Below are 1,113 nucleotides of genomic sequence, written 5' to 3'. Positions count from 1 at the left end.
CCAGAAGTAGATAGCTTAACCTTCGGGAGGGCGTTTACCACGGTGTGGTTCATGACTGGGGTGAAGTCGTAACAAGGTAGCCCTAGGGGAACCTGGGGCTGGATCACCTCCTTACCTAAAGACTTATACTGTTTTATGCAGTGTCCACACAGATTGCTTGGTCGAAATGTAAAAGAGCCGACGTAAGTTGCCCAACAACTTGCGTTATGAACATTGTCCCGTTCGTCTAGAGGCCTAGGACACCGCCCTTTCACGGCGGTAACAGGGGTTCGACTCCCCTACGGGACGCCACTTCTCTTTGAAGTGAAAATTGGGTCGTTAGCTCAGTTGGTAGAGCAGTTGACTTTTAATCAATTGGTCGCAGGTTCGAATCCTGCACGACCCACCATCTTCTCCTCGAAGATGTAAAAAATCGGAGGGCGATTAGCTCAGTTGGGAGAGCACCTCCCTTACAAGGAGGGGGTCACTGGTTCGAGCCCGGTATCGCCCACCATCTTCTCTTCGGAGAACTTCTTTTGAAGTAAAATATTGGGGTTATAGCTCAGCTGGGAGAGCGCCTGCCTTGCACGCAGGAGGTCTGCGGTTCGATCCCGCATAGCTCCACCAATGTCCCGTTCGTCTAGAGGCCTAGGACACCGCCCTTTCACGGCGGTAACAGGGGTTCGACTCCCCTACGGGACGCCACTTTTTAAACGTATTTCTCTTAAGTAAAGAGAGTAAAGTGCTTTTAAAAAGTGGACGTCGAAAGATAGACACATGCTCTTTAACAATCTGGAAAGCTGACTAGTAAATTCAATCGAAAGATTAATTTTAAAAATGTTTTTATTCTTTGAATAAAAATGAGTTCTCAAAACATACACATTCAAGTGTCTGTGTTTGCTTTCACTTTTTAAAGTGAAGACAAATAAATGAGTCCGGCGAAAAACCAATGTTTAATATTTTCTTGATCGGAGTATTAAACGCAAACCTTGGTTGTTTGAACATACAAGACCTCTTGGGGTTGTATGGTTAAGTGACTAAGCGTACACGGTGGATGCCTTGGCAGTCAGAGGCGATGAAGGACGTATTAACTTGCGATAAGCCCAGATTAGGCAGTAAAAGCCTCTTGAGTCT

The 1,113-nt window shown here is 46.2% G+C and carries 5 tRNA genes and 2 rRNA genes; all 7 read left to right on the top strand.

Annotated features, from left to right (window positions below):
* Positions 1–114 (top strand): 16S ribosomal RNA (locus tag CZ809_RS20730); the annotation flags it as partial.
* Between the two features lie 101 nt (positions 115–215).
* A tRNA-Glu gene (locus CZ809_RS20725) sits at positions 216–291 on the top strand.
* A 21-nt stretch (positions 292–312) separates the two neighbouring features.
* Positions 313–388 (top strand) — tRNA-Lys (locus CZ809_RS20720).
* A gap of 29 nt (positions 389–417) precedes the next feature.
* A tRNA-Val gene (locus CZ809_RS20715) sits at positions 418–493 on the top strand.
* A gap of 37 nt (positions 494–530) precedes the next feature.
* A tRNA-Ala gene (locus tag CZ809_RS20710) sits at positions 531–606 on the top strand.
* 2 nt (positions 607–608) lie between these two features.
* Positions 609–684 (top strand) — tRNA-Glu (locus tag CZ809_RS20705).
* A gap of 322 nt (positions 685–1,006) precedes the next feature.
* A 23S ribosomal RNA gene (locus CZ809_RS20700) occupies positions 1,007–1,113 on the top strand; the annotation flags it as partial.

Source organism: Photobacterium piscicola (assembly GCF_900166965.1).
Lineage (GTDB): Bacteria > Pseudomonadota > Gammaproteobacteria > Enterobacterales > Vibrionaceae > Photobacterium > Photobacterium piscicola.
The sequence above is the reverse complement of the archived record's forward strand: the minus strand, read 5'-3'. Positions and strand labels throughout refer to the sequence as shown.